We start from the raw sequence: 23431 nt of genomic DNA, 5'->3' as shown, positions 1-23431 counted from the left end.
TTAGCAGATCGGCCGCATCCGCAAGAGATCCGATAGTTATTCGTTATGCATAGAATAAATTTTAGCCGCAAATTCATCTTCGGGACGATTATTCTCATCACTGTCTTGCTGCTCTGCAACGTGATTATTGTGTATGAAAATAACAAGGTGATCACACATCACAAGGAACTTCAACATCGCACAGAACTCATTCAACTTACGGCCGTCGAAATGATACGTGCGCTGCACGCGGTTGATCTTGGGTTACGAGGCTATGCGTTACTTCCAGAAAATAAACAATTGGCCGTTCCGTATGACTCCGCGATTCGTCGCAGACCTCGCTTGATGGATACGCTCTTAGTGAATTTGAAAGAACAGAACTTTCCGATGCACTATTATGATTCCTTTAAAGTACAGGTCGATCGATACTTCAGCATCGCCGAGCGCATGCGTCAACATCTTGACCGTGGTGATACAGACAAGTTCATGGAAATCTTCAAAACCGATCCCGGGTTTGGTTTGCAAAAAGTATTTCGAGCATTCATCACCGAACTGCGTCAGTTTGAAGAAATTGAAGCACAACGCGCCAAATCGAAATATGAAGCCGCGGTACGCTTCAACTCCATCCTCCAAACGATTGTCTTTTTCATTACCGTGCCCACGTTATTCTATCTCGGTTATTATTCTAGTAAATCACTCACGTTCGCCAAACGTCTTCATCAAGCAGAAGCAGAGAAGGCCGATATATTGGTGAACCAAAATCAAAAGCTCGAGATGGAAGTGCAACTGCGCACGCACGAACTGCTGTCAATGAACGAAGAGATCACCACACAAAATGAGGAGATCATCACCAGCAACGAACAATTGGTTATGCAACGCGAGCAGATCGAACAACAGCATACGCAATTGCAACAGCAACACGAGGAACTCAAATCGGCAAAAAAAATAATTGAACAGCAACACAGCACCATCCTTCAACATAACACTGATCTGGTACACGAAGTCGACAATCAAACAACCTACTTGTCGCGTGCAAACACGGCGTTAAAGGAACGTAATGCACAACTGGAGCAATTCGCTTACATTATCTCCCACAATTTGCGCGGACCGTTGTCAAGAATTCAAGGATTATCATCCATCATGGACCTCGCCGCTACACCACAAGATATTCAAGACCTCGCAAAGAAAATGTCGAGCTCAACATTGGACCTTGACCGCGTCATCAAAGATCTCAGTATCATGATCGATATTCCCTACGTTAATGAAAATGCATTTACATCGATCAACCTCGGAGATCTTGTTCACAAAATTATTGAATCACTTTCGGTTGATATTGAAAAATCAGGTGCGATCATTCACACGAATTTCCGCGAGCATGTAATCCGGTCGCTCCCAGCATACATCGAAAGCATCTTTTTCAACTTGATCCAAAACGCATTGAAATATCGAAGCTTGGAACGCCCATTGGTCATTTCCATTAGCACGTATAAGGCCGACGGCGAACTTACCATAGAAATTGAAGACAACGGACTGGGTATCGACACTCAGCTGCATAAGCAGAATTTGTTTATGCCTTATAAGCGTTTTCACTTACACGTGGAAGGTCGCGGCTTAGGACTATATTTGGTACGGGCACGCGTCGAAGCCCTTAAAGGAAAAATAGAAGTAGAAAGCCATGTGAATTCTGGTAGTAGATTTCGAATAAGTTTTCCGGGATAAAACTTCTTCCCGCTCAAATTTCCCAATTCTGGATTGATCTCAACCTCCGCGCGCGCTGTATCCGCCAATCACTCTACATTAATGGATGCGAGATCTTATACTCACCCTGCACTTATCTTATACTTATCCTGTACTTATCCTGTACTCATCCTGTACTTACATTGTATAACGTAAGCCAGCTACTCTGGTGAATGACTATACCTTCATGCATCCCAGAAGGCATCGATCCTGATTCACATTTCAATCAATCATTATATTTTTCCAGATTGGGAACTACCAGACCGGCAATATCCGTACTTCATTTGACATTAAGCGATCGGATTTACTCAAGAATCTATTGAATGAAAGTTCATCGAAGACCACAGTAAAAATCAACAGGCTGCAGGTGATACCAATTGATAGGCGGCGACATTGATGAATGAATAGTCCCTCTTAAAGATCTTTCCGAACGGTGATGAGTACGTAATTTTTGAACATAGCAGCTGAAAGATGCAGGTAGTACCGCTGAGGTTGCAAAAGGTATCGGGAACGGGGCACAATTATTTTCTGTTAGACACTGTTATAAGGCTGACCCCATGAAGGTGGAGTCCTAAACAGGGAGATGTAGCTCATTTTGCTACACCGATTTAGTTGATAGGGCTACTTTTACGGTCACCGACAATGGAATTTTGACCAAGAAGTGCTTTTTCCCCTCAATTTGACACCTAAATAATTGAATTTGCGGCGAAACAATACATGAATCACATTCCTTACTGTGACAATAGATACCATCGACCGCGAATTCTGTAAACTTGAGGAATTTTTCAATCACAATATCGATGAAAATTGCTAACCTCTGGATAATTGACGACGACCCGATGTCATCGTTTTACATTAAGCGACTGGCCGAGCTAGGAGAGTTGGCGAATATCATCACGATTTATGATCGCGCCCATGGTGCCGTGGAGTATTTACTGCACCACAAAAAATCTGTTGAACACCTTCCCGACGTTATACTGCTTGATATCTACATGCCAGAGATGGATGGATGGACATTTTTGCAGGAATATTCCGCTATTAAAAATCAGCTTTTAAAGAAGATAGACATTTATATTATCAGCTCTTCCAATCATCCCAAAGACGTTAATCGTGCGGGGTCACTTCAGGACGTAAAAGAATACCTGGTAAAACCTGTTACCATCGACGTACTAAAGAAAGTTGTATTCGGCATGGTGCCGCACACCGGCGGAAGCGCACTGTAATCAACATCCATTGAGATTATGGGTAGCTGTGTTGACAGGCAACTTATCAATATTAAAGTTGCCATCGCTACTTTTTAGGGTTGGTTATTTTATTACCAACCGATTTCGAAAGCGTCACCAATCGATTCAAGACCAAACTTTTTTACTGGCACCGTCTTTTAAATGCTCTTGGTATGGAGATAATGACGGAAGAGAAAAAGGCGGAGGCGCGTGGTTTTTATCACGAATCACTTGACCTCTTAAACGAATCGGGCATACCGTACATGTTGGGTGGTGGTTTTGCGCAGGCGTTTTACACAGGAATACAACGCGACACAAAGGATCTCGACATTTTTTGTAAGGCTAGCGATTATCCAAAGATTTTGAAATTCTTTGCCGACAAGGGTTACAAAACTGAACTCACCGATGTACGATGGCTCGCAAAAATCTTTAAAGACGATCACTTCATTGATATCATATTTGATACTGTGAACAACATTTGCCGCGTCGATGACACGTGGCTCGACAATGCTCCCGACGATGAACTCGAAGGAAGAAAAGTAAAATACATCCCAGCTGTAGAACTATTGTGGTGCAAAATCTATGTTCAAAACCGCGAACGATTCGACGGTGCGGATGTAAATCACTTGTTGCTGAAGCAAGGAAAGAATTTAGATTGGAAAAGATTGCTATCTCGGATGGATCAGCATTGGCACTTGCTGCTAGCGCACATCCTGGTATTCCAATTTGTGTATCCGTCAGAATATCATCAGATCATTCCAACGTGGATCTTCGAAGAACTTATGTCACGGGCTCACGATCAATATGCATTACCACCACCTGTTGAACGTGTTTGTCGCGGACCTATCATTGACCAAACACAATACATGGTGGATATCAAAGAATGGGATTACAAAGTGACAACCATAAAAACTGTATAGACATGAATGGAGAAAATAGAATTGCGCGTATTGCGGCCGTTGGCGATCTGCACGTGCGCGATACTGATAAAGGAAAATGGATTGACTACTTCAAAGACATTTCGAAGAACGCCGATGTTCTTGTGATCTGCGGCGATCTTACTGACACCGGTGACGAGGTAGAAGCCCAAGTACTTGCCGATGAATTAAAAGCTTGTACGATTCCTGTGGTGTGTGTATTGGGTAACCACGATTTTGAAAAAGGAAGACATAAGCTCATCCGTCAAGCGTTGCACAATGAACGTGTACACGTGCTAGACGGCGAAGCTGTTGTGATTGGAGATGTAGGCTTTGCAGGTGTGAAGGGCTTCGGTGGTGGTTTCGACAATCACATGCTGTCGATGTTCGGCGAAGGTGCCATGAAAGCGTTTGTTCAAGAAGCGGTTGATGAAGCTTTGCACTTAGAACGTGCCCTGACACGATTAGACGCCCAGCATAATGTTGTTCATAAAATAGCCGTATTCCATTATGCTCCCATAAAGCAAACTGTCGTTGGAGAACCAGAGGCGATCTATCCCTTCCTCGGATGTTCGCGCCTAGCCGAACCATTGACGCGAATTAAAGTAACAGCTGCCTTTCACGGCCATGCACATGCAGGAACGTTAGAAGGAAAGACGGCCAACGGAACAGAAGTGTATAATGTATCCAAACCGATATTGGCAAAAGCTGGCTATGCCGTGCCTTACTTCTTGTATGAATTGAAGGAAGTACCGCTAGAAGTTACGCATTAAAGCAATATTTAGCGATGCTTTTTGCAACACCGTCATCCGTGCTTTTGTCGGTCACTTCACTGGCCACATCGAGCACCTCTCGACGCGCGTTAGACACGGCGATACCTATTCCAGACATCCGCAGCATTTCGATGTCGTTGTAATTATCGCCGAAAGACATGACTCGTTCTAGCGATTTACCGTAAAGCTTTTTCATGATCATCTCCAATGCACTCCCTTTCGATATAGCCTTGGGCGCAATTTCGAGATAGGTTGGTCTTGATCGATAGTTATGAAGGTCGTTCGGAAAACGGTTATTCAACTCGCGCTCGATAAAATCAATTTGCTGCTCCTTACCCATACACATTACCTTGTGCGCGCCTTTGCCATTCGTTTTCCAAAGTTCGATTACTTCTGCGGGCGCTTTAATTACTGATGTCACCTTGGTGATCTTTTCCTCACGCTCTGTCCAGTAGTCGCGCGCTGGCGCGTACCAGTCATCACGATTATAAAGACTTACACTAACTTCCCTTCCATTGGTAAGCTCAACAATCGCCGCGACGATCGACACAGGAATCTCAACTGAATCGTAGACTACCGGCGTATCGTTTCCCTCAATGTACTGGATGACATAGCCGCCATTAAAGGCAATCAATGGATCTTTCAGAATTCCCAACTCAGCCTGGAGATGACGCATCGCTGCAGGCATTCTCGACGACGCCAAAACAAATGGAATTTTATTTTCTAATCTTTTTACCGTGGCAATTGTTTGTTGCGAAAGTTGTCGCTGACTATCCAGTAAAGTACCATCGATATCGGTACAAATCGCGCTGATTTCTAATGACATGTTCTTATACTACGCTTGAATGATTGTCGCGTTGATGCGACTTTAAAAAGTAAAACTACCAAATATCGTCTAATAATACGCAGTTGTTATGCCGGATTCTCCGGTCCGCGCTGCGCATATTCCGACGGGGTCACACCGAAGAGTTTTTTAAAACATTCTCGAAAGTGCTGCAAATCTGTGAATCCTACCTCATACGTTACTTCGGCGACAGTGAGTTGTTGTTGCTCAAGCAACTGCGCTGCACGTTTTAAACGCATCGTCCGGATAAACTCATTTGCTGATTGTCCTGTAATCGCTTTCAACTTTCGATACAGCTGCGTTCGACTCATCCCAGCATCTTTCCCAAGATCTTCTACAGCATAGTTTCCAACGCCTGCTTCACGAAAGTTTCTCTCGATCCTGCAGAACGCAATTGATCGAACTTTGTGAAAGGCTACGCTTCTCGGGTAGTTGTTGAAAAATGATATTCTTATGAATGATTTCGGAAGGTTGCGCAATAACAACACTGGATAGCGACGACACTGCGCAGAGTAGCAAAATAAAAATTAGCGATTTCATGGAAGAAGTGTAACAGCACCTTTGACGATGTCACATCAACAAGCCGGCCGGTTAAAGGTTAAACTCGAAAGTAGGAGGATTTTTCTCAAATATGCTTACTATTCGCGTGATAAAACAAGCTTCCAATAAATTGTTTCTATCGATTGTTCACTCTTGAAATCTGCATTTACTACATGAATAACACGTTTCAAGGGGTTGTTGGCAAGATATTTTTAAACGTGCTGCCAAGAAACTTTTATCCAATGGCGCATATAAATTTTCAAGAGCAACCGGCACTTCCTAAAAGATTAGTGAAACGAGCAATGTCGGTTGTATTCGCATTGATCTGCATTACATTTCTACAAACCAGTTGCGACGAAGACGACAAGGATGCGCGCACAAATACGGCAGAAGAGCTTACCTTGAATGATTTATCTTACGGTCCAGACACGTACAACACGATGGATCTCTATCTACCTGCGGGACGTACAAAAGAAACGCGGATAGTACTATTCATTCACGGTGGTGGATGGCGTGAAGGGTCGAAAGAACAATTTTCCGCTATCGTCGATGATTTTGTTGACGAAGGTTTTGTAGCAGCTGCCATTAACTATCGCCCTGCCAACGTAGAGGCTAACATCAATTACATTCAACTTCTCGACGATATCGATACGGCTTTGAAATTCTTATCAGAAAATGCTTCGCAGTACGTTTACAACAGTAACAGTGTACATCTTTTCGGTCATAGCGCAGGTGCGCACCTTGGATTGCTCTATGCATATCGCAACAATCCGCGCGGGCAAGTGAAATCTGTTATCTCGCTATCGGCACCAACAGACCTTGAAGGCCTGCTCGAAAACGATGTCTTCCCAACGTTGCTATATAATTTGGTAGGGAGCGACGACTTAGAAAAATTCAAAGACGCGAGTCCTATTAACCATGTGAGCCCATCATCTGTTCCTACATTTTTTATTCACGGTAAGTCAGATCAATCTGTTCCTTATCAGCAATCAGAAATTCTATTTCAGCAGCTCACACAATGGAACAAACTTGCCAATGAACTTGAGCTTATCGAAAATGAGGGACATGATTTTAGTGAAGAAGCACAAACCATAATTGTGTCGGAGAGTATCGCGTACTTGAAGCGTAGGAATTAATATGGTGACGGGCTAATCGCAGTCCACCCACCATCAATTACTAATGTTTGGCCCGTGATATGACGTGCATCATCAGAGGCGAGAAAGAGCGCCGCGTTAGCAATGTCATTGCTCGAAGCCGGTCGTTGTAAGGGCGTGTATGCCGACCAATTGCTCACATAATCAGCATCCGTTTGTGTTCTTTCTGTTGCCGTAGCGCCCGGCGCGATCGCGTTGATACGAATCTTGTAAGGCGAAAGTTCTATCACTAGATTTTTCGCCAGCATTTCGATAGCCGCCTTCGTCATGGCATAGGCCGCAAGATTTTTGTGCGCTTGATGTGCAGTGACAGACGACATCAGCAAAATGCATCCACCGCGTTGTTTATCTTTCATCACGCGCGCGCACCGCTGTGCAAGGAGAAAGGTTCCCCCGATATTGGTGTGCAACACTTTGTAGAGAGATTCGAGTGGGTAATCAAAAAAATCACCAAACAAGGTAATACCAGCATTCGCGACCACCACATCAATCGCGTCATATTGCTTTATTGTTTCACGTACAAGATGTTCTATAAACACAATGTCTCCCGCATCTCCAGCCACACCAATACATGTACCTTGTTCTGCATTGATCTTCGCTACTGCTTGATTGCATAAGGCTTCATCAAGATCATTGAGCACAACCCGAGCGCCATTGTCCGCCATCAGCTTTGCAATGGCAAATCCAATTCCACAACCTGCGCCCGTTACTATGACAGTTTTGTTTTCAAATCTTCGCATCGTACTTAAAAAGTAAAACAAAAATGCGCAATAAAAAAGTCAGCCTCGCAGAAGCTGACTTTGTTAATGATCGTAGGGTTATCTTAGTACACCAACGTTTGAATAGCATGTGGCTGAATCGTAACCACAACTTTCTCATTTGCCTTGTAGAGATTATACGTAACCTTATCGTCGCTCTGGTTCATAACCACCGTAACAAATTTGCCATCTTCGTTCACAAAAGATGTTGTGAGCAATGGGCTTCTGCTGCTGGTAGAACTAATGCGTTTTGCATTCGGACGGATGAATTTTGAGAAATGACCGATGTAGTAGAATGATGGAGTGTAAATAACTTTCCCTTCTTTGGTGTCGGCGTGGATTGGTGCAAAACAAAAATTACCCACGTGATTTGGACCACCTGTCTGATCAAGTAGTACGTTCCAATCGGTCCAACCCGTAGTTCCGTTGTTAAAGTCGTTGATCATTGACCGACCATATCTTTCACCATTTGCCCACAGCTGATATTTCGCAGGATCAAAACGTTCTACACAACCTTCTGTGAACAGCAGATTTTTTGTAGGGAAAGATTGCTTTACGTTGCCAACATTTTCAAACATGGGTTGACCGCCAGCCCAAGTCTCGTACCAATGAAAGCCCATACCCCACGCATATTTTGCTGCCTCAGGATCGGAGAAGATGACATTGGCACGATAGGTCATCAGGTCGCGGTTGTGATCCCACACAACGATCTTCTTATCCGCAAAGCCGTTCTTGTGCATCACAGGGCCAAGATGATTTTTCAAGAAATCTCTTTCTTCCTCTGCGGTGTAAATACAAGATTCCCAACGCTGCGTTGCCATCGGTTCATTCTGGATCGTAATTCCCCAGATCGGCATACCTTCAGCTTCATATGCTTTAATGAACTTCACATAATAATTTGCCCAGGCGTCGTAATATGCTGGCAAAAGTTTACCACCCTTCAACATGTGTTTATTGTCTTTCATGAACGGCGGCGGACTCCATGGGCTCGCATACAATAAGATGCTACCGCCAGCGGCTTGCGTCGCCTGCTTAATCATCGGAATACGAAACTTTCTGTCGTGGTCGATGTTGAAAGATTTTAAATCCTTGCTTTCATCAGAGACGTAGGTGTAGCTCCCACTGCTAAAATCGCAGCTGTGAATGTTGGTACGAATGATCGTATAACCGATGCCACTTTGTTTGTCGTAGTACGCCTTTAAAATCTCGGTCTGTTGTTCCTTTGTCAGTTTTGCAAATGTTTCCGCGGAGGCATCGGTGATCGCACCACCAATTCCGATGAAACTCTGGAAATGAATTTCAGGATTAACGAAGATTGAAATTTCAGACTCCAACGGTTGGCCTGCAGGTTTAAACTCTAACGTGCCAGTCGAAGACAACCGAAGATCAGTATTTTCGGCCGTTGTGTAAACAGATGCGGTTTTTCCTTCTGTTGGTGTTGGCAACGGTGGAATGTTCAATTGTTGCGCCTTCACGGTGAGGCCAGCCAAGAATGCGGCAGCCATCAAAAACGTTTTTTTCATTTGATTGATCTAATTGGTATTTAAACTATCGGGGTGTTTGACTCGAAAATACCGTAAACGCTTGCACCGGGCAACGTTAAAATCGTGACCATGTCCGAAATTCACGACAAGCGAAATTAAGAAGTAGTAGAAATTCACTACTTCACGTCCACGTCATGGGCTTTTATCCCTTGCTTCTCAAGCAAATACCCAGTTTCACTTGTTCTTTCTACACTTTAACAAGCTTTTGAATTGTTCGTTAAGCGCGTCGATCAGACGCAACGTTGCTCCGATTTTCTGGCTATCTTCGTGACAAACCTATCCATCCCAGAGCTAACCTTTGAGCGATGGAACTAAGCCCAAACCACGGATTTCGATGACAAGAGCGAAACAAGTTCCGCGACTTTTAATAGTATCGGTCGTACTGAGTATTCTTACCGGCATAGCCATTTATAAAGGCTTTGAAGAAAAGCGTGAGGCCCAAACTTGGATTGATCACACCAACAACGTCATCGACACAACGATTAAGCTATTGGCCATGCTGAAGGAAACTGAAACGACACAGCGTGGATATTTGATCACGAAAGACACTGCCTATCTACATGCCTATAGTGTTGCCGTAAAACACCTGCGAGAATCCGTAAACAGTCTCCGCGACCTTACCGTCGACAACGAACAACAAACCTACCTCCTCGATAAGAAAATAAAACCCATCATCGAAGATCGGATTGGTGAAATCAACCAAACGATTATGCGGGCACAGAACTCGAATTTTAAATTCCAAGAATCCATCGTCGATTTTGCGCGTGGAATTTCTAAACTCGACACCCTGCAAGGCAATATAACACTCATGATCCGTCGCGAGCAGGATCTGCTCAAAGAACGAACAGCACATCTCAAGTCCGCAAGCAATTTTACCGAGCGAATGATTTATGCGTCGTTGACCCTCGTGACACTCATCTCAATTTTAGCTTTCATAACCATCCTGCGCGTCAACAAAAGAAACATCACACTTTTTAACTCCCTTCAAGACCTGAACAAAAATCTCGAGACCCGAGTGGCGCAACAAACCATGGCGATAAAAAAAGCTAATCAAGATCTCCATACACGCAATGATGATTTGACAGCCTTGAATGAAGAGTTACAAGCTTCGGAAGAAGAACTTAAATCAAGCTTGGACCAATTACTGGAAGTCAAAAACAGGCTTGAAGAGAATGAACGTTTATACAGGTTGGTGTCAGAAAATTCTCAAGATTTTATTGCCCTATACTTACCGGATGGGACGTACACCTATGTTTCACCATCCGTGCAGACAATATTAGGTTACGAACCTTCCGAAATTCTGGGAACCACGGGCATTGGCATTATCCATCCTGACGACGAAGCAAGCATTCGTGGTGCACGCCAACATGCATTGAATGGAAAAACGTTATTGAACATTCGCTTCAGACTGCGAAAAAAAGACGGTGATTACGTTTGGGTTGAGTCTTACACCAAGCCCATTATCGACGATACGGGTAAAGTGGTTTCGATACAAACTTCAGCGAGAGATATTTCCGTACAGAAAGATTTTGAAACACAATTGATCAACGCCAAGGAACAAGCTGAAGCTGCTACCAAAGCAAAATCTCAGTTTCTTTCAACAATGAGCCACGAGATTCGAACGCCAATGAATGCCGTAATTGGGCTAACGCATCTACTGCTGCAAAACGACCCCCGAAAGGATCAGGTCGATAATTTGAATCTGTTAAAATTTTCCGGCGAGAATCTCCTCACGATCATCAACGACATTCTCGACTTCAGTAAAATTGAAGCGGAAAAACTTTCATTGGAGAATATTCACTTCAACCTGCACGACCTTGTGTCAACGATTGTGAATATCAACATCACCAAAGCGCGTGACAAAGGAATTCGTTTAGATTTTGATATTGACAATAATACACCGACCGTTGTTCAGGGCGATCCGGTACGTTTGAATCAAATCATTACGAACTTACTAAGCAATGCCATCAAGTTTACCAACTATGGTTCTGTTAAGCTCATCGTGAATGCGGAAGTGCACGAAAAGTCATTCAAGGTGCACTTCATCATAAAAGACACAGGTGTAGGAATACCGAAGGAAAAATTGCTCACTATTTTTGAAAGCTTCTCCCAAGCAAACAACGAGATCACACGAAAATTCGGCGGAACAGGTCTAGGGCTTACAATCTCGAAACGTCTCGCAGACATGATGGGCGGACATATTGCCGTGGAAAGTATCGTTAACAAAGGCTCGGTGTTTACATTTAGTCTCGTGATGGAAGAAGGTCGCTTTGAAGAAACACAGCACACCAAGACCAGTATTACCTCGCCTTCTATCGGGCAGCGTAAGATATTGTTGGTGGAAGACAATCATGTTAACCAAGTTGTTGCGACGAGTTTTCTAACGAACTGGAATATTGCCGTAGACTGTGTTGACAATGGCGCGTTGGCCGTCGCAAAAATAAGAAGTAAAGCCTATGACCTCGTGCTGATGGATCTTGAGATGCCAGAGATGGATGGTTACACGGCGACTATGACAATTCGAAAAATGCCGGAGACATATTTTCAGAGCATTCCTATTTTAGCGCTAACTGCTTCAGCCATGAGTGAAGTTCGCGACCGCGCGTTGTCGAGTGGGATGACGGACCTATTGACAAAGCCGTTCAATCCGGCCGAGCTTTACGAAAAGATTCGTTCGCTTATCACGATCGGCGACCGCGATGAAACCGATACTAAAGACCTTTCGACCAAGCTCGATCTATATGCAGATGGGAATATCGAATTCAAGCGGGAACTTGCGGGTCTGATTGTGGAAAACTTAAAGGAACTGCAAGGTGCCATTCATTTCATTGGGAAGACAGACAACTTAGACGACCTTAAACGGGCAGTGCATAAAGTCAAGACGTCGCTTGCCATTTTAGGTGATGATGCTTTGACAGATCTCGTAGAAACGATACGCGAAAAAGCGCTCGCTGGAGATCATAGTGACCTCATCGCGATGACGCAACGATACGACGTCATTACCAATAAGACCACGGAACAGCTATTCAGGGCGATGCGCCAAACAACATAGATCAGGTGCGCTACCAAAAAAAAGAAGGCGTACAATCGATACGCCTTTCTTCTATTGCATTGCAGCTTAGTTTAATTAAGCGAGGCTTGATTGGAAATATTCCCTTGTATGTAGGGGACATTATTTTTCTCCAGCATCGCTTTTAATGTACGCTGCCAATCGAATAACGTAAAGTTAAATGTTACAGTGCCTCGGAAATCTAGATCAGTGCATACGTCAGTGAGGGAATAGATTCCCAGAATTTCTGATAAGTTCTGACGATGATCGAGAAAATTTTCCCAGACACGGATCATCACTTGACTGTTGGAAGATAGTTCTTCCGTGGGCATTACTTCGTTGAGATATTGCATAGGAAAACGGTTAAAGAGTTATTCAGCTATTATTCTTATGCCAGGATAAATTTCCCTTAATGGGCCATTGTTCCAACGTTGATCTAAAGAAGGTTTCGGGAGAAAGTGTGTTACCTAAGTTAAGAAAGGGATTGATATTTTTTATCACCCTTTCCATTTATTTTAAGATAAATGCATTCTTTTTTATCCGTCGTAGGAACGCGTTGATTCAATTTCACAGCGTATCTGCGTACAGCCATACCGTTGTATCGAAAGCGGATAAAGGCATATCAGCTGACGAAATTCGCAGCTGTAAAAGATTAGCAACCGTTGGTTCGAGTTTGATTAAAGTATCGTTCATTATTTCGTGCGGAAAAGTGAAAAGGGCAGCCGCCATCTTGAATTTTCGGGTGTGTTCATTATATTGGCTTTTATTTCCGAAACAACTAGCCGCGATATCTGTTAAGCGAGTATGCTGAGAATCTGTTTCGGGATTACCTAATAAGAAGGCGTTAGCCATGGAAAAGAACATTTTACTAGTTGACGACGACGACGTATTTCACCTATTAAGCAGTCGGCTATTGCAACGATTAGGCATAACGTCTGGTGTACACACTGCACGCAATGGTCAGGAAGCCTTAAATTTCATCAGGTCACGGAGTTTACAAGATGGCCCAGATGTAATTTTTTTGGACCTCAACATGCCGATTATGAACGGCTTTGCTTTCATCGAAGCACTACAGAAACAAGAAATTCCGTATAAAGACCATTCAGTTATCATCATCGTATCTTCCTCACAAGACCCTAAAGATCTTGCAAAAGCAAAATCATTGGGCATAACCCATTACTTAACAAAACCAATTTCGGAAGGTAGCGTGAAGGAAGTTCTCACGTCTATAGGTATTATTCAATGATTGTCACGGAGCATTTTTTGGAAGCGTTTCAAGACGGCATTTGTGTAATCAACTTGCGTATCCACGGGTGACAAACCAGATGATTTAATTCTCTTTACTTCTTTCACATCGCCACGAAAAGCAACAGCGTAAAATGCGAATAGTTTTTCAATGCCCAATTCAGGAACCGGCGCAGCGTATCCTGTAATCGATATGCCCCAATCACAAGAAAACAGTTTGCACGCTCCAGTTGCCATCTGCCCGGCAATTTCAGCAGACACACAATTACACGCTTCTCCACGAATCGGATCAATCCACAGATGACGAGATTTTTGGCCGATGTTGTACACGGTGATTCCCCCTTGAAAAAAATCTTTCGCAAAATCGGCTTGTGATATTGCCGCCTGTAAATGACCAGCGGTGACACTCTCCGCTACCGCGATGGTCTCACCACGCTTTATCAATGTGTTCTTAATACCGCTGATGACTTTTGCGTCGTACATGGCATATCAGCCAAAAAACTAGTGCCTGCACACCGCGTTACCTATTGTCCGCTATTTGATATACATGGCCACCAACCGATGAATGAGCTTGCTAAGTTCGTCGAACGTATCGGGCTTCTGGAAGAGTTCAATCCCTTCTTCTTTACACAGACGCGCAAAGTTGGCATCATGATAGGTTGTGTAAATGGCGACAGGCAATGGCTTATAACGCGGTTCACTACGTATTTGTTGAATTGTCTCACTGCCTTTCAACCGCGGCATATTTTGATCGAGCAATAGGAGATCAGGAAGCTCGTCGTTTGGCAACACATTAAGTGCCTTGATCAACTCTTCGCCGTTATGGAAAATGGTGAGTTGAATTCCATGATCCAACGCATCGATAATCTCGCGGAAAATTTCCTGATCGTCGATATCATCTTCTGCTAAATAAATTTTCTTCATGGCTATCGATTTTGGCGAATAGGAATAACAATAGTAAAAATCGCTCCTTCTCCTTCAACACTGGTCGCGTAAATAGCACCGTGATGCTTATCAATAATTTTTTTCGCGATAGCCAAACCAATGCCTGTTCCTTCATAAGCATCTTTGGAATGTAAACGCTGAAAAAGAATAAACACCTCATTTGCAAATTTCTCATTGAATCCGATGCCGTTGTCTTTGATCACGATTTTGCACCATGGCCCCTCTCCCTTAAGATCTTCATTCACCATTCCATTTACTTCTTCTGCCATAATTTGGACCACAGGGGGAACATCAGGCTTTGAAAACTTCAATGCGTTTCCTATCAGGTTTTGAAACACCTGGTTTATTTGCCCTGGCACTGCTTCCACGAGGGGAAATTTATCAACCACAATTTCAGCTTTCTTTTCTGCAATGAGTACTTCAAGGTCAATCAGTATATCGTTGATAATTTGATTCACATCAGTCTGCACGAAAGTAACGTCATCGGCCGACAATTTAGAATAACTCAGAATATTATTGATGATTGATTTCATCCTTGTTGACGACTGCAAAATTTTCTTCAAGTACGTTGCGCCCCCACCAAGGACGCCATAGTAACGATCACTAATCATGTTCGCATACATATGTATTTTGCGCAGAGGCTCCTGCAGATCGTGAGACGCCACGGACGCGAACTGTTGCAAATCATTGTTACTGACCTCGAGCGCTTCGTTCATCTTTTTCAACTGCAGCGTCCTTTCTTCCACCTTCTGCTCTAACACTTCATTCAACTGCTTTTGGTCGTGTATGTCCACTGTGGTGATTACCCAGTTTATCACTTTGCCATCACTATCTTTTCTCGCTTTCGCGCGCAGTAAGTTCCAATGGTATGTGCCGTCGTACAACTGAAGTCGGACTTCATCTTGAAAATCTCCCTTATACTTAACAGACTCCGCCCAAAGTCTATCGAGTCGCGCTAGGTCTTGTGCATGAACAATACGTTTCCATCCTGATTGAAGCGCATCTGATTGGCGAATACCCGTGTACGATTCAAATTGACTATTCACAAAATCAATCGCGCCAGTCTCGTCCGCAGTTAACACCATAAACGGCATCGACTCCGCTAAGAACTTACGTTGGGATATATTACTTTCCACTTCGCGCTCCGCCTTCTTCAACGCTGTCAGATCAAACATCGACCCGAGCATGCGGTATGGTGTATCGTACTCATCTTGCAAAACATATCCGCGATCTAACACATGTGCATAGTCGCCATCTGCTTTCTTGAAACGGTACTCGCGCGTCCATTGCTTTTGCCCCGTGTTGATTGCGTGCTGAATACTACGCTCAACTTCCGAGACATCACTTGGATGAAGTTTCGCGAGCCACGTGGTTCTATCGAAGTGTTCGTTGCGGTCATAACCGAATTGAAGATAGAAAGCATCGCTGAACCAAATCTGATTATTCACAAGACCCCAATCCCAAATGGCATCGTTGGTAGCACGTGACACCAAACGGAAACGTTCTTCGCTTGCCGCCAAAAGTTTTGTCCTGTCTAACACAGTCGCCTCCAGCTCGGCGTTAAGTTTTTTAAGATTTTCCCGCGCCGACACGAGTTCGATGTAGTTTTTCTTCAACCGCTCTTCTGCATTACGCTTCTGCGTCACATCTGTTAGCGTCACTACAAGTCCATCCATCATTTTTACGGCGCTCACTTCCAACCAAAGCTTTTCCGACTCAACAAAAATATCGGTATGCAGTTGCACATCATTTTGGACGACATCAACAAATTGAGAAAACAACGTATCGAGGAATGGGGTCTTCAAATTCTTCTTAATGGAGAGCCCTTTTAAATTGTCAACGTCCTTGCTCAACAATTTTTCGCCGGCTTGATTCGCTGCCAAAATTGAAAAGTCTACAACATTACCTTTATGATCTCTTTCACTTTCGAGGGCAACGATACTACTCAAACTCGAATTGAACACCCCACGAATGATGTTGTTTAGGTTCGTAATGGTGGTAATGTCAATGAAGGAAATGATAACGCCTGACGCTTTTTGATCCTGCCGCAGGTATGGCATAATCCGCAGCAGTAAATTTAGCCCGTTATGCAGTTGCACTTCCCTTTCAACCGTGGTTTGATAACGTAACACGGCCTCAATGTCACTGATTAATCCATGATATTTGATATTGGTGGAGATATGCGTAATCGGGCGACCAATGTCTGATTCGATAAAATTGATCATCCGCGCAGATGCCGGGTTAAATTTTCGGATGATCATATTTTTATCCAGGAAAATCTGACCGATGTTACTGCTACGGAAATAATTATTTAAGTCATCGTTAAGCTCGATGAGCTCCGTAATCTTTAGCTGGTGTTCTGTATTGAGCGTATGGAGCTCTTCATTCAAAGATTGTAATTCCTCATTGGAACTTTGCAATTCTTCATTCGACGACAAAAGCTCTTCATTTGTAGATTGCAATTCTTCATTGGCTGTTTCTAAGTCTTCTACGGCATGCTGCAAATGCGCTTTGGTATCGCTCAACTCTTCTTCCAATGAGATGATATAGTCATTTGCAGAGACATCATCTTTCGCGAGAACATGTGGTTCCGATTTTTCGATATCTAAAAAGTGAAACGCAACCATGGTGTAATCTGTATCGATGGTTGCAGGCTTGATCAGCACTTGAAGCGAAAGCGATCCCTTTTCTTGCGCCAAGTGAATGTTATTGAGCATACGTTTTTGATTGCTCGCCCACACGCTCTTTATCTCCGTAATAAGCTGCGTAGACAAAGATGACGGCAACATTCGAAGCAAGTTCAACTTGAGCGTTTTCCGCGGCAGTGTAAGCAGACGATCAAAATTCCCTGTAGCTTCTTTGATCTCAAAATTTCTGTCGATATAAAAAGCGGCGAAATTAAAATCACTGAATAGTGCATCCTTAAATTCCTCAGCAATACCGCGGCGTTTCTTAAGCCTGTCATTATTATCAGCGATCACCTTACCATTACCTTTGTCCAGACGTACGCCTACGTCGACGAGGTACGGTGTAAGTTTTGCGTCTGATACTTTCTTGAATATTTTCCAGCGCGCGCTAACATCTGCGAGGTGTGGACGTATCGGATTGGGATTTTCTGTTGTTCCTAAGAACAAATAACCTTCGCGCACGATCGAGAATAGAAGCACCGAATAAACGCGCTGTTGTAATGCCGTATTCATATAGATCAGCATGTTGCGACAGCTTACCAGATCATTCTTTATAAGCGGAGGATCTTTGATAACGTTGTGGACTGCAAATACAACTTGCTTTCGAATCCGCGTAATGATGGTGTAGTCCTTCTCTCCTTTTACAAAATATTTCTTTAAACGGTTTTCATCGACGTCTTCCTCAATACTTTGTGGATACACCCCTTTCGACGCAATATCAATATTCGACTTTTCAATATCCGTTGCGAAAATTTTTACGGTAAGGTTATCGATACCTTGTTCCTGCAACACTTCATCTAATAATATTGCAAGTGAGTAAACTTCTTCGCCCGTGCTACAAGCGCAAATCCATAGTTTGACTTGGTCACCGGAAGATTTTGCGGCGACGATATTGGGAAACACATCACGCTTCAATACTTCGAAAGGTTCCTTATCACGGAAAAAACGGGTGACATTAATAAGAAACTCTTTTCCTAGATTTTTGGCCTCCCCTGCATCATTCTTTAAAAAATTGTAGTACGCTTCGATGTTATCAAAGCCACTTTTTTTCATACGATGAATAACGCGTCGTACGATCGTAGGCGTCTTGTAGTAATGAAAGTCAAATCCTGCATGTGTTTGAATCTCAACAAAAATCCTTTGTAACACATCGTCATCGATCGAAACATCTTCCTCCCAATTAACATCGGCCAGGTAGTTAACGATTTGCTGTGGGATTTCTGCTGGAGGAAGTATATAGTCTACGTTGCCGCCACTGATGGCACTGTTAGGCATACCATCGAACTTTGATGAAGTAGGTTCTTGCGCAATAACAAGTCCGCCTGCGTCCTTTATGGCGGCAATCCCTTTTGTTCCATCCGTACCCGTGCCCGATAACACCACGGCGATTGCTTTCTCGCGTCGTTCTTTCGCAAGTGACGACATGAAAACGTCAATCGCATTGTTGGGCAACGTGAGTCGCGACTTATCAGAAAGGATCAACCGATTTTGACTGATCGTAATGAACTTATTATTCGGAATAATGTAAATACAATTCTTTTTTATCTGAAGATTATGTTCTGCTTCATAAACCTTCATATTGGTATGGCGAGCAACTAATTCAACAAGGAGACTTTTGTGATCGGGCGACAGATGTTGAATAACGACAAACGAAAGGTTGCTTTGTTCGGGCATGTTGTCGAAAAAATCATGGATTGCTTCCAGGCCTCCCGCAGAGGCACCGATCGCAACTACAAATTCATCTCGATGAAAAGACTTGGCGGCCATGAATTATCTTACCAAAGTAGTTTCGTATTCATAGATAAAACTTCGAAGCGCTTCCGCTGCCGCTGTTTGCTCCGCGCGCCATGGCAAAGAAATACCGCGAACGGTTTGTTGCCATACTTTAAACGAATGTCGTGGATGGTATGTACGCTGATCTTGCTCAAATTGTATGCGCTCTTCCGGATTTCCGCCCCATTGGATCACATGTACTTTTTCCGGTCTGAACAACAGCACATACTCATCTATCGCTGCATTGATCGGGATCACCATCAATCCACTTGCAATATCTTCGAAGAGCTTGGCATATTCGTATGCTTGCGAAAGTCGGTCTGTGGTGTAAACCTTTTTCAGCGCTCTCGTGTGAAGCCATAAGATGAGTTCGTCCAAATCTCCGACAGCAGGAACTTCACCAACTGATGTAAACTTTCCACCACGCGATATCGTCATGCCAGAGCATTCAAAAAGATTCATCAGCCCCGTAGCAGACAACATGGTACTGTCCAACTTTTCTTTCTTGTAAATGGCTTCAATCAATTCAGCGTATCCAGCAGTTAGCGTACTTTGGCTGGCATGTAAAGTCTGATTTTGAAGCGATGTGATCTTCACCGAAATGATACTAGACATCATCTCGAACATCGACGTCATGGCATACGATAAATATTTCGGTGTTTTATGGTGGCATGCGATCAAGCCCCAAAGTGCGTCGTGGTGTAATATTCTAGTCGACATGGATGCTGTAACGCCCATGTTTCCGAGGTACTCTACATGCACCGCGGCAACACTTCGTAGGTTGCAATCAGAAAGGTCAATGAATGAATTTGTAATCGGGTTAATCACGGGATGTAGCCGAACCGGTGTATAATTTCTATCGGGAATTAACCGGAAGGAATTTCGTAGATACAAATCGCGCGCGGGCTTAGGGATGTCAGACGCTGGGAAAGTAAATCCAAAGTATGACTCCATGTCTGATTCCTTCGCTTCTGCCAATACGTGTCCATTCCATTGTTCATCGAATTGATACACCATCACTTTATCAAAGCCAGAAATCCTCTTGAGCTCTCGGGCTACAAGCGTGCACGTTTCCTCAATAGTGCGTGTGGCTTCTATCGCAGACATCGCGTACTTCATTTCCTGGTACACGTCAATAAAACGCTCATTCGAGTTTTCGTTGATCGCTTTCAACTCCAATTCAATAACAAGGAACTTCTCCTTACGGTGGATGAGGACAACGTAATTATTTTGTCCTACTTCCCAAACCATCGGTATCACCGTGTTTGCACCATCGGTTAACCTTTGTAAAAAATCTGCATTACTCTTCTCGCTAATAAAACTGGCGATCGGATTGCCTACCAAATCTTGTGCACGGCTTCCAAAAACCACTGTTGTATTTTCGCTCGCCTGAACAATCGTATAATTGACAGGTTCGATCACTAAGAGTAATCCATAGGACTGAATCAAATTGGTGAGGTGAATTGGCAGACTTCCACAAAAGTCAGAATCATAATTAACAGGCTGCTGCATGGCTTTCAATCCAGTTTTTAAAAGTATCAAACGTTTGATTGGCTGATGTTATAATTGTCTCGGTGGTAGGCGGATCAAATGACTGCGAGAGATTCTCTTTAAACAACTCCCACATCTTCATTGTTTCGTCGCCGTAGCCATTGAAGAAAGTTAGTCCGCGAGCATCACCCAATCCGATTTGTGACGCGATCATTTTCGCGATAATCTTTCCACCGAGTGCCGACCCTTCAAGTACATACATTGCGCCCAACGCGGTATGAAAAGAATCAATGGGCGGCAAGGCTTGGCAGCGCGAAGGTTTTTCCTTTGAACCGAAATAATTCATATCATCAAGAATCCACGATGCTTTTCTTCGCTGATTAAAATCGAGTGCATCGTTGGTTGACAACTGCTCACCTAGTTTATCTTCAAGTGAGGCATAGTATCCATACATCAGCTTAAGGAAATGAACGTATTGTGCTTCGCTATGAATTTGTTTGATAAGCCCCACCATCCTTCGCTCCAATGCCTGGTGAGCTTCTTTAGTTTGTTCCTTCAACTGCTGATGTAACATCGACGAAATAATTAAACTTTCAAATTATTTGTTTTCACGCACATAAACGAATGTCGCTGATGTTTATTTAGCCAGGCTAAAAAGTGAGCATAATAATCCACAGGAATTTATAAAAACTCCGTGCCAGCGATCGTCAGTATGTTTAAAATTAAATGAAGGTAACGAAATGGTCTACGATTGTTCGGCCTTCCTCCAGCGTACATGGCTTTACCATATAGTCTACCGCACCGAAGCTAAGACACTTACGTTTTTCATTCTCGTTCTGTGATGTTGACAGGATGATGACGGGAATATTTTTGAACCGCGACGTTTGCTTGAGGTTCAGCAATGTCTGTGATCCATTCATGATGGGCATGTTAAGATCAAGGACAATCAGCTTCGGTAGTGGTTCTTCAGAAGGAATGGTTGACAAAAAATCAAGGGCCTTCTGTCCATTCTCGATAAATCCGACACAGCGTTCTTTGCCGATATCTCTAAAATATTCGGAGAGTATAAGGTGATCTTCTACGTCGTCGTCGACCACCAAGATTTGGCAATGATCAGTCATTCAGCGCTAAGTTTAAATTTTGGTTCACCGGTAAAGTCACTTCAAAGAGCGCGTATTCGTTCACGATCGAAGAAGCTGCAATCGTTCCGTGATGTAGTTCAGCAATACGTTTACAAATTGATAGTCCGATTCCTGTTCCTGGAAATTGGTCACGTGTATGCAGGCGTTCAAACAGACCAAAAATCCTTTCTCGATATTGATCTTCAAACCCGATGCCATTGTCGCGCACGTTGATTAACACACGATCAGGTTCTGGAAGTACAATCGAAACTTTAATGATCGGGTGCACGTCCTTCTTCGAATACTTCAGCGCATTCGAAATCAGGTTCGTGAATAGTTGTCGGAGGCGCAATTTGTTTCCCGTGATTATCGGTAGCGCATCGACTTCGATCTTCGCGTTCTTATCACGAATTATGAAATCAAGATCTCGCATAATTTCTTCCATTACGGCATTAAGATCAACGGGCTCGAACTCAAGTTTTTGTTGTTGTAGCTGCGAGTAGCTCAGCAGGTCGCTGATCAATTCCTTCATGCGACTGGCGGCGAGGTTCATATTGTTGATCATGGTCACGCCAGCATCATCGATGATTGTCGCATATCGTTTCCGTAGCACGTCAGAATAAAAGAAGAGCTTACGCAATGGTTCTTGCAGATCGTGAGACGCTAAATGCGCGAATTGCTCAAGCTCATAATTACTTCTATTCAATTCAATGATCTTCTGCTGTAACTCACGCTGATTGATAAATAACTGCTCCTGTGCTTCCTTCAACCCACGATTATCCTTGAGGGTTTGCTCAACCAATTTTTGTGCGTTGATATCAGCGATGAAACCGATCCAGCGTGTTACAATATCTTTTTCATTCTTCAGCGGAATCACTGACAGGATATGCCACAAAAATTCGCCCGTTGATTTTTCACGGAAGCGGTATTGTCCTTTCAACGCTACCTGACGTTGAATAGCATTGCTCAAATCTTTTGAGAATTGCGAATAGTCTGATGTGTGGACAAAATTTTGCCAGCTTACATTTGTCAATTCTTTGGGTGTAGCGCCCAGGTAATCCTGAAGCCAGCGATTTGTATACGATATCACCCCGCGGTTATTGACCGAAAACATCATGATTGGAAGTGTGTCGGTTAGAACCTGATAATCAGATTCACTTTCCTTGAGCTTATCGGCAAGGTCTTGTAGTAATAAATTTTTCCGACGCAGCTCATCGTAAGGTGACAGTGGTGGTTCATTTTGAAAATACTTCACGAACGTGTCGACCTTTGTATCGGTAATGGTTCCGCCAAAGTTGAGTTGCTGTTTGAGAATTATTTTAGTTTCCTTCGAAGACTTTATGGTTTCGATTTCATCCACCAAACGCTTTGCGTAGAAGATAGCCTCCGTGGCGCGGCCACTAAAGTCGCTTGGATCTTGTACGACAATCTTGAGAATTTTCCGTCCCCCCGTTAACACATCGATGCCGAGTATTAACACGGCGTTTTGACCATGTTCGATTGCGCAGCGTGCAATTTCAGACACGGCCGTTGCGAGCGAGGTTTGAACCATCAGCGAAAATCCTGTTAGCTCACACAATTTCATGGCGCGTTTGTGGGCCAAGATCAGGTCCATTTCATTCTCGAGTTTAACGCGCACGATTTCCTTCAT

At 43.5% G+C, this 23431-nt stretch carries 19 protein-coding genes; 7 read left to right on the top strand and 12 right to left on the bottom strand.

Features of this window, described 5'->3' with window-relative positions; all coding sequences use genetic code 11:
* Window positions 1-45: 45 nt before the first annotated feature.
* The 4 genes from DQQ10_RS22165 to DQQ10_RS22150 all read left to right on the top strand — a co-directional run bounded on the left by DQQ10_RS22165 (window position 46) and on the right by DQQ10_RS22150 (window position 4629).
* Window positions 46-1698, top strand: a complete 1653-nt coding sequence (locus DQQ10_RS22165; RefSeq protein ID WP_112749124.1) for a sensor histidine kinase — start codon at window positions 46-48, stop codon at window positions 1696-1698.
* 818 nt (window positions 1699-2516) lie between these two features.
* Window positions 2517-2939 (top strand): response regulator, encoded by a 423-nt coding sequence (locus tag DQQ10_RS22160; protein ID WP_112749123.1) that lies wholly within the window; start codon window positions 2517-2519, stop codon window positions 2937-2939.
* 173 nt (window positions 2940-3112) lie between these two features.
* On the top strand, window positions 3113-3859 hold the full coding sequence (locus tag DQQ10_RS22155) for a nucleotidyltransferase (RefSeq protein WP_112749122.1): 747 nt from the start codon (window positions 3113-3115) through the stop codon (window positions 3857-3859).
* Between the two features lie 2 nt (window positions 3860-3861).
* Window positions 3862-4629, top strand: a complete 768-nt coding sequence (locus tag DQQ10_RS22150) for a metallophosphoesterase family protein (RefSeq protein WP_112749121.1) — start codon at window positions 3862-3864, stop codon at window positions 4627-4629.
* Here the strand turns inward: DQQ10_RS22150 and DQQ10_RS22145 are convergent.
* Together DQQ10_RS22145 and DQQ10_RS22140 are read right to left on the bottom strand one after the other, a co-directional pair.
* A complete protein-coding gene (locus tag DQQ10_RS22145; protein ID WP_112749120.1) occupies window positions 4619-5455 on the bottom strand; it encodes an HAD family hydrolase in 837 nt (278 codons plus the stop codon). The genes DQQ10_RS22150 and DQQ10_RS22145 overlap by 11 nt on opposite strands.
* Before the next feature lie 86 nt (window positions 5456-5541).
* Window positions 5542-5952, bottom strand: coding sequence for a helix-turn-helix transcriptional regulator (locus DQQ10_RS22140; RefSeq protein WP_133259726.1), 411 nt, complete (start codon window positions 5950-5952; stop codon window positions 5542-5544).
* A 303-nt stretch (window positions 5953-6255) separates the two neighbouring features.
* Here DQQ10_RS22140 and DQQ10_RS22135 point away from each other — a divergent pair, with 303 nt between their 5' ends.
* On the top strand, window positions 6256-7149 hold the full coding sequence (locus DQQ10_RS22135; RefSeq protein WP_165824053.1) for an alpha/beta hydrolase: 894 nt from the start codon (window positions 6256-6258) through the stop codon (window positions 7147-7149).
* Here the strand turns inward: DQQ10_RS22135 and DQQ10_RS22130 are convergent.
* Complete coding sequence (locus tag DQQ10_RS22130) at window positions 7146-7907, bottom strand: SDR family NAD(P)-dependent oxidoreductase (protein ID WP_112749117.1); 762 nt, start codon at window positions 7905-7907, stop codon at window positions 7146-7148. The genes DQQ10_RS22135 and DQQ10_RS22130 overlap by 4 nt on opposite strands.
* An 83-nt stretch (window positions 7908-7990) precedes the next feature.
* Window positions 7991-9448 carry a glycoside hydrolase family 30 protein gene (locus DQQ10_RS22125; RefSeq protein WP_112749116.1) on the bottom strand — a complete coding sequence of 486 codons (1458 nt, stop codon included), beginning with the start codon at window positions 9446-9448 and terminating at the stop codon, window positions 7991-7993.
* Between the two features lie 355 nt (window positions 9449-9803).
* Between DQQ10_RS22125 and DQQ10_RS22120 the strand changes: the two genes are divergently transcribed.
* Window positions 9804-12521 carry an ATP-binding protein gene (locus DQQ10_RS22120; RefSeq protein WP_112749115.1) on the top strand — a complete coding sequence of 906 codons (2718 nt, stop codon included), beginning with the start codon at window positions 9804-9806 and terminating at the stop codon, window positions 12519-12521.
* A gap of 71 nt (window positions 12522-12592) precedes the next feature.
* Here DQQ10_RS22120 and DQQ10_RS22115 read toward each other — a convergent pair whose 3' ends face one another.
* Window positions 12593-12871, bottom strand: a complete 279-nt coding sequence (locus DQQ10_RS22115) for a hypothetical protein (protein WP_112749114.1) — start codon at window positions 12869-12871, stop codon at window positions 12593-12595.
* 497 nt (window positions 12872-13368) lie between these two features.
* Between DQQ10_RS22115 and DQQ10_RS22105 the strand changes: the two genes are divergently transcribed.
* A complete protein-coding gene (locus tag DQQ10_RS22105; RefSeq protein WP_112749112.1) occupies window positions 13369-13764 on the top strand; it encodes a response regulator in 396 nt (131 codons plus the stop codon).
* On the opposite strand, the gene DQQ10_RS22100 is transcribed toward DQQ10_RS22105, so the two are convergent.
* The 7 genes from DQQ10_RS22100 to DQQ10_RS22070 all read right to left on the bottom strand — a co-directional run bounded on the left by DQQ10_RS22100 (window position 13758) and on the right by DQQ10_RS22070 (window position 23431).
* The gene (locus tag DQQ10_RS22100) at window positions 13758-14246 is read right to left on the bottom strand and encodes a CinA family protein (RefSeq protein WP_112749111.1); all 489 of its coding nucleotides are present in this window, start codon (window positions 14244-14246) and stop codon (window positions 13758-13760) included. The two genes, DQQ10_RS22105 and DQQ10_RS22100, sit on opposite strands and share 7 nt — an antisense overlap.
* 51 nt (window positions 14247-14297) lie before the next feature.
* Window positions 14298-14687: a response regulator gene (locus DQQ10_RS22095; protein ID WP_112749110.1), complete on the bottom strand. Its 390-nt coding sequence runs from the start codon at window positions 14685-14687 to the stop codon at window positions 14298-14300.
* Between the two features lie 2 nt (window positions 14688-14689).
* Window positions 14690-19162 (bottom strand): chemotaxis protein CheB, encoded by a 4473-nt coding sequence (locus tag DQQ10_RS22090; RefSeq protein ID WP_112749109.1) that lies wholly within the window; start codon window positions 19160-19162, stop codon window positions 14690-14692.
* A 3-nt stretch (window positions 19163-19165) separates the two neighbouring features.
* Complete coding sequence (locus DQQ10_RS22085; RefSeq protein WP_112749108.1) at window positions 19166-20680, bottom strand: GAF domain-containing protein; 1515 nt, start codon at window positions 20678-20680, stop codon at window positions 19166-19168.
* Window positions 20664-21233, bottom strand: coding sequence for a biliverdin-producing heme oxygenase (locus DQQ10_RS22080; protein WP_112749107.1), 570 nt, complete (start codon window positions 21231-21233; stop codon window positions 20664-20666). The genes DQQ10_RS22085 and DQQ10_RS22080 overlap by 17 nt, the downstream gene beginning before the upstream one ends.
* A 148-nt stretch (window positions 21234-21381) precedes the next feature.
* Window positions 21382-21780 (bottom strand): response regulator, encoded by a 399-nt coding sequence (locus tag DQQ10_RS22075; RefSeq protein ID WP_112749106.1) that lies wholly within the window; start codon window positions 21778-21780, stop codon window positions 21382-21384.
* Window positions 21773-23431: an ATP-binding protein gene (locus tag DQQ10_RS22070; protein ID WP_112749105.1), complete on the bottom strand. Its 1659-nt coding sequence runs from the start codon at window positions 23429-23431 to the stop codon at window positions 21773-21775. The genes DQQ10_RS22075 and DQQ10_RS22070 overlap by 8 nt, the downstream gene beginning before the upstream one ends.

The organism is Pseudochryseolinea flava (assembly GCF_003286915.1).
GTDB lineage: Bacteria > Bacteroidota > Bacteroidia > Cytophagales > Cyclobacteriaceae > Ohtaekwangia > Ohtaekwangia flava.
Note: the sequence above shows the minus strand (reverse complement) of the source record. Positions and strands in the feature narration are given on the sequence as shown.

Excerpts from the sequence above, each read along its gene's own strand:
- DQQ10_RS22165 (WP_112749124.1), top strand. The coding sequence starts at position 46 with ATGCATAGAATAAATTTTAGCCGCAAATTCATCTTCGGGACGATTATT.
- DQQ10_RS22160 (WP_112749123.1), top strand. The coding sequence starts at position 2,517 with ATGAAAATTGCTAACCTCTGGATAATTGACGACGACCCGATGTCATCG.
- DQQ10_RS22155 (WP_112749122.1), top strand. The coding sequence starts at position 3,113 with ATGGAGATAATGACGGAAGAGAAAAAGGCGGAGGCGCGTGGTTTTTAT.
- DQQ10_RS22150 (WP_112749121.1), top strand. The coding sequence starts at position 3,862 with ATGAATGGAGAAAATAGAATTGCGCGTATTGCGGCCGTTGGCGATCTG.
- DQQ10_RS22145 (WP_112749120.1), bottom strand. The coding sequence starts at position 5,455 with ATGTCATTAGAAATCAGCGCGATTTGTACCGATATCGATGGTACTTTA.
- DQQ10_RS22135 (WP_165824053.1), top strand. The coding sequence starts at position 6,256 with ATGGCGCATATAAATTTTCAAGAGCAACCGGCACTTCCTAAAAGATTA.
- DQQ10_RS22130 (WP_112749117.1), bottom strand. The coding sequence starts at position 7,907 with ATGCGAAGATTTGAAAACAAAACTGTCATAGTAACGGGCGCAGGTTGT.
- DQQ10_RS22125 (WP_112749116.1), bottom strand. The coding sequence starts at position 9,448 with ATGAAAAAAACGTTTTTGATGGCTGCCGCATTCTTGGCTGGCCTCACC.
- DQQ10_RS22120 (WP_112749115.1), top strand. The coding sequence starts at position 9,804 with ATGACAAGAGCGAAACAAGTTCCGCGACTTTTAATAGTATCGGTCGTA.
- DQQ10_RS22115 (WP_112749114.1), bottom strand. The coding sequence starts at position 12,871 with ATGCAATATCTCAACGAAGTAATGCCCACGGAAGAACTATCTTCCAAC.
- DQQ10_RS22105 (WP_112749112.1), top strand. The coding sequence starts at position 13,369 with ATGGAAAAGAACATTTTACTAGTTGACGACGACGACGTATTTCACCTA.
- DQQ10_RS22100 (WP_112749111.1), bottom strand. The coding sequence starts at position 14,246 with ATGTACGACGCAAAAGTCATCAGCGGTATTAAGAACACATTGATAAAG.
- DQQ10_RS22095 (WP_112749110.1), bottom strand. The coding sequence starts at position 14,687 with ATGAAGAAAATTTATTTAGCAGAAGATGATATCGACGATCAGGAAATT.
- DQQ10_RS22090 (WP_112749109.1), bottom strand. The coding sequence starts at position 19,162 with ATGGCCGCCAAGTCTTTTCATCGAGATGAATTTGTAGTTGCGATCGGT.
- DQQ10_RS22085 (WP_112749108.1), bottom strand. The coding sequence starts at position 20,680 with ATGCAGCAGCCTGTTAATTATGATTCTGACTTTTGTGGAAGTCTGCCA.
- DQQ10_RS22080 (WP_112749107.1), bottom strand. The coding sequence starts at position 21,233 with ATGTTACATCAGCAGTTGAAGGAACAAACTAAAGAAGCTCACCAGGCA.
- DQQ10_RS22075 (WP_112749106.1), bottom strand. The coding sequence starts at position 21,780 with ATGACTGATCATTGCCAAATCTTGGTGGTCGACGACGACGTAGAAGAT.
- DQQ10_RS22070 (WP_112749105.1), bottom strand. The coding sequence starts at position 23,431 with ATGAAGGAAATCGTGCGCGTTAAACTCGAGAATGAAATGGACCTGATC.